Source organism: Dongshaea marina (genome assembly GCF_003072645.1).
Lineage (GTDB): Bacteria > Pseudomonadota > Gammaproteobacteria > Enterobacterales > Aeromonadaceae > Dongshaea > Dongshaea marina.
Genome location: NZ_CP028897.1, coordinates 25,001 through 30,000 on the forward strand (window position 1 = coordinate 25,001; position 5,000 = coordinate 30,000).

Annotated in this window: 2 protein-coding genes and 3 rRNA genes (1 of these 5 cut by a window edge); 3 read left to right on the forward strand and 2 right to left on the reverse strand. The window is 49.5% G+C overall.

What is annotated here, in order from left to right; all coding sequences use genetic code 11:
• Window positions 1-120: 120 nt before the first annotated feature.
• Window positions 121-3,011, forward strand: a 23S ribosomal RNA gene (locus DB847_RS00120).
• Between the two features lie 71 nt (window positions 3,012-3,082).
• Window positions 3,083-3,197 (forward strand): 5S ribosomal RNA (gene rrf, locus DB847_RS00125).
• Window positions 3,198-3,271: 74 nt separating this feature from the next.
• Here rrf and DB847_RS00130 read toward each other — a convergent pair.
• Complete coding sequence (locus DB847_RS00130; RefSeq protein WP_159084294.1) at window positions 3,272-3,589, reverse strand: MazG nucleotide pyrophosphohydrolase domain-containing protein; 318 nt, start codon at window positions 3,587-3,589, stop codon at window positions 3,272-3,274.
• A gap of 93 nt (window positions 3,590-3,682) precedes the next feature.
• Window positions 3,683-4,465, reverse strand: coding sequence for a substrate-binding periplasmic protein (locus DB847_RS00135; RefSeq protein WP_108648903.1), 783 nt, complete (start codon window positions 4,463-4,465; stop codon window positions 3,683-3,685).
• A 401-nt stretch (window positions 4,466-4,866) separates the two neighbouring features.
• Between DB847_RS00135 and DB847_RS00140 the strand changes: the two genes are divergently transcribed.
• Window positions 4,867-5,000: ribosomal RNA gene (locus tag DB847_RS00140) — 16S ribosomal RNA — on the forward strand (it continues 1,407 nt past the right edge of the window).

Here is a 5,000-nt window from a genome sequence, read left to right on the forward strand (position 1 = left end):
AATCTGGAAAGCTGATTAAATTCAAAGTTCTTTAGACATAACAAGTGTCTTGGAAACTTGAGGCGGAAAACAACTAATACATTAGTTGCTTTATGACCCTGAGTTCATTTGGGGTTGTATGGTTAAGTGACTAAGCGTACACGGTGGATGCCTTGGCAATCAGAGGCGATGAAGGACGTGCTAACCTGCGAAAAGGGTTGGTGAGCTGGTAAGAAGCGTTATAGCCAACCATGTCCGAATGGGGAAACCCACTCACTTTAGTGAGTATCTCATGCTGAATACATAGGCATGTAGAGGCGAACCCGGGGAACTGAAACATCTAAGTACCCGGAGGAAAAGAAATCAACCGAGATTCCCTAAGTAGCGGCGAGCGAACGGGGATTAGCCCTTAAGTTTGATATGAGCAAGTGGAACGGTCTGGAAAGTCCGGCGATAGAGGGTGATAGCCCCGTACACGTAAGCGAATATTGAATGAAATCGAGTAGGTCGGGACACGTGGTATCTTGACTGAACATGGGGGGACCATCCTCCAAGGCTAAATACTCCTGATTGACCGATAGTGAACCAGTACCGTGAGGGAAAGGCGAAAAGAACCCCTGTGAGGGGAGTGAAATAGAACCTGAAACCGTGTACGTACAAGCAGTGGGAGCATCCTTCGGGGTGTGACTGCGTACCTTTTGTATAATGGGTCAGCGAGTTACTTTCAGTGGCGAGGTTAACCGAATAGGGGAGCCGTAGGGAAACCGAGTCTTAACTGGGCGAATAGTCGCTGGGAGTAGACCCGAAACCCGGTGATCTAGCCATGGGCAGGTTGAAGGTTGAGTAACATCAACTGGAGGACCGAACCCACTAACGTTGCAAAGTTAGGGGATGACCTGTGGCTGGGGGTGAAAGGCCAATCAAACCGGGAGATAGCTGGTTCTCCCCGAAAGCTATTTAGGTAGCGCCTCGGACGAATACTATTGGGGGTAGAGCACTGTTTCGGCTAGGGGTCATCCCGACTTACCAACCCGATGCAAACTCCGAATACCAATAAGTACTATCCGGGAGACACACAGCGGGTGCTAACGTTCGTTGTGGAGAGGGAAACAACCCAGACCGCCAGCTAAGGTCCCAAAGTTATCACTAAGTGGGAAACGATGTGGGAAGGCCCAGACAGCCAGGATGTTGGCTTAGAAGCAGCCATCATTTAAAGAAAGCGTAATAGCTCACTGGTCGAGTCGGCCTGCGCGGAAGATGTAACGGGGCTAAGTGATACACCGAAGCTGCGGCAGCATACTAGTTATGCTGGGTAGGGGAGCGTTCTGTAAGCCTGTGAAGGTGGATTGAGAAGTCTGCTGGAGGTATCAGAAGTGCGAATGCTGACATGAGTAACGATAATGGGGGTGAAAAACCTCCACGCCGAAAGACCAAGGGTTCCTGTCCAACGTTAATCGGGGCAGGGTGAGTCGACCCCTAAGGCGAGGCCGAAAGGCGTAGTCGATGGGAAACAGGTTAATATTCCTGTACTCGCTGTAATTGCGATGGAGGGACGGAGAAGGTTAGGTGGGCCAGGCGTTGGTTGTCCTGGTGAAAGTGCGTAGGCTGAGTGTTTAGGTAAATCCGGACGCTCATTAGGCTGAGACACGAGACGAACATCCTACGGGATGGAAGCCATTGATACCCTGCTTCCGGGAAAAGCTTCTAAGCTTCAGATTACAGAGAATCGTACCCCAAACCGACACAGGTGGTCGGGTAGAGAATACCAAGGCGCTTGAGAGAACTCGGGTGAAGGAACTAGGCAAAATAGTACCGTAACTTCGGGAGAAGGTACGCCGCTGACGGTGAAGTCCCTTGCGGATGGAGCTGTCGGTGGTCGCAGTGACCAGGTGGCTGGGACTGTTTATCAAAAACACAGCACTGTGCAAACTCGAAAGAGGACGTATACGGTGTGACACCTGCCCGGTGCCGGAAGGTTAATTGATGTCGTTATCCCTCGGGAGAAGCGGTTGATCGAAGCCCCGGTAAACGGCGGCCGTAACTATAACGGTCCTAAGGTAGCGAAATTCCTTGTCGGGTAAGTTCCGACCTGCACGAATGGTGTAACCATGGCCACGCTGTCTCCACCCGAGACTCAGTGAAATTGAAATCGCTGTGAAGATGCAGTGTACCCGCGGCTAGACGGAAAGACCCCGTGAACCTTTACTACAGCTTGGCACTGAACATTGAGCCTGCATGTGCAGGATAGGTGGGAGGCTTCGAAGCGGTAACGCCAGTTATCGTGGAGCCATCCTTGAAATACCACCCTTGCATGTTTGATGTTCTAACCTCGGTCCATTATCTGGATTAGGGACAGTGTCTGGTGGGTAGTTTGACTGGGGCGGTCTCCTCCCAAAGAGTAACGGAGGAGCACGAAGGTGGGCTAAGTACGGTCGGACATCGTACGGTTAGTGCAATGGCATAAGCCCGCTTAACTGCGAGACAGACACGTCGAGCAGGTACGAAAGTAGGTCATAGTGATCCGGTGGTTCTGAATGGAAGGGCCATCGCTCAACGGATAAAAGGTACTCCGGGGATAACAGGCTGATACCGCCCAAGAGTTCATATCGACGGCGGTGTTTGGCACCTCGATGTCGGCTCATCACATCCTGGGGCTGGAGCAGGTCCCAAGGGTATGGCTGTTCGCCATTTAAAGTGGTACGCGAGCTGGGTTCAGAACGTCGTGAGACAGTTCGGTCCCTATCTGCCGTGGGCGTTGGATGATTGAGAGGAGTTGCTCCTAGTACGAGAGGACCGGAGTGAACACACCTCTGGTGTTCGGGTTGTCACGCCAGTGGCACTGCCCGGTAGCTACGTGTGGAACTGATAACCGCTGAAAGCATCTAAGCGGGAAGCAGGCCTCAAGATGAGTCATCCCTAAGACTTTAAGTCTTCTGAAGGGCCGTCCGAGACTAGGACGTTGATAGGCAGGGTGTGTAAGCGTTGTGAGGCGTTGAGCTAACCTGTACTAATGACCCGAGAGGCTTAACCATACAACACCCAAGTGAGAGACGCTTGTGTGTCTTGAGAACGAATTAATCACTTTCTGGATTTAAGTTTTTTGTCTGGCGACCATAGCGCGGTGGCCCCACCTGATCCCATTCCGAACTCAGAAGTGAAACGCCGTAGCGCCGATGGTAGTGTGGGGGTTCCCATGTGAGAGTAGGTCATCGCCAGGCTTTATTTAAGAAAAACCCCGGTTCAATCGAGCCGGGGTTTTTTGCTATTTGGCGTTTATAAAACCAGTTAAGGATTAACTCTTATCCGAACCCGGGCTTCCTTTACGCTTAATTCGAGCCTGATATTTATCCAAAGTATCGACTAATGCCGTATCCAGGTTGACCTGGGTTGAGTTCGCCAGGCAGATCAGGGAGTAAAAGAGATCGCCTAGCTCCCCCTGCCAACTAGAGGCGGGCTGGAACTTGGTTTGTCCATATTGGCTTCCCTGCAGGATCTCCTTAGCAAGCTCTCCGGTCTCCGATACCAGATCCAATAAGCAGGTGGTGGGATCATTTTCCAGGCTATGCTTGTCGGTAAATGCGGCGACCCTGCTTTGTTGCTCGGCTGTCATCTGAACTACCCTCATGCTGAAAAGGAGTGTGGATTCTAACAGCTCTCTTTTCAAAATGAAGCTGGTGTTTACTGATCGATCCCATGTGATTAGTTACTCGACATGGAATCCCTTATCTGCAGTAAATTTGAGATCTAACCCCAACTGCCGGCTCCATTTTTTACTAAGTTTTTCAAATGAATGACTCGATAACAGCAGCTCCTGATAACCCTGCTTCCAGGCTTTAACCACTTCGGTTGGGGTGTCTTTGGATATCATGATGTAGCTTGGGCTCTGTTTAAAAACCATGGCGACTTCTATATCCTCCATTTTATAGCCGCTATTTTTGACATGAGAGGGAGCTGAAATATCCGAGGCGATCCAGAGATCGACACGGCCTCTCATCAATAGATTAAGGTTTTGATTGTAGTAGGAGGTGAGGTTCATCCGTGCCCCCTCTTTTGCGAAATACTTGCTTCGCCAATCTCCCCGGATCCCTCCAATGACAAGATCCTGTTTAACTATGTCTGAGACATCTGTGATTTTGATTGGGCTGCCTCGCTTTTTCCAGAGAGTGTGTTTACGAGTAATCACCGGGCCGATAAAGTGAAACCCATGATCGATCCGGGCCTTGGTTCTGCCTGCGGTGAAGATAAAGACATTGGGAAAGTTAAACGCAAGTTTATAAGCCCTGGCCCAGGGCATAAATTCAATCTCACTCTCGATTCCCATCTTTTGTTGCAGGGCCAGCACTATGTCAGTGGTGGTTCCTGACGGCTCACCACTTTTCAGAAAGTTGGTCGGAGGGGACTCATTGGTCACAAACTGCAATTCTGCTGTCAGAGCAAAATGAGAGAAAAATATAGTGATAAGCAGCAAACCCTGGATAAATTTCATGGCCCTGGGCTCTTCCCTGTGATGCAGTATCTTGAGTATAGCCAGTTTTGACTCCCTGAATTGCCCTACCTGAGTCAGAAATGTGACTGTAAAACACTCAAAAAAGCAGGTGCTTGTTTATATATTGAACAGGTGTGATGTTTTTTATATTTTTCTCAAAAAAGAGCTTGCGTGGGCGTGGGAGTTCTCTATAATGCGCTCTCACTGACGGGGCACACGGCGACAAACGCTGAGTGTTCAAGGTCAAAACCTTAACTAGATTAAGGTTCGCTCTTTAAAAATTAGAACAGGCAATCTGTGTGGGCACTCGCAATGAGTTAAAGCGATAAAACATATTTTATCTCTTTATATTGTTGAGTGACTATATAAGTTAATTCAGTGATTAAAGAGAGCAATGATTTAAATTGAAGAGTTTGATCATGGCTCAGATTGAACGCTGGCGGCAGGCCTAACACATGCAAGTCGAGCGGAAACGAGGAGTAGCTTGCTACTTCGGCGTCGAGCGGCGGACGGGTGAGTAATGCATAGAAATCTG

Bases quoted from the DNA above. Each gene is read 5' to 3' on its own strand.
- DB847_RS00135 (WP_108648903.1), bottom strand. From the start codon at position 4,465: ATGAAATTTATCCAGGGTTTGCTGCTTATCACTATATTTTTCTCTCAT.
- DB847_RS00130 (WP_159084294.1), bottom strand. From the start codon at position 3,589: ATGACAGCCGAGCAACAAAGCAGGGTCGCCGCATTTACCGACAAGCAT.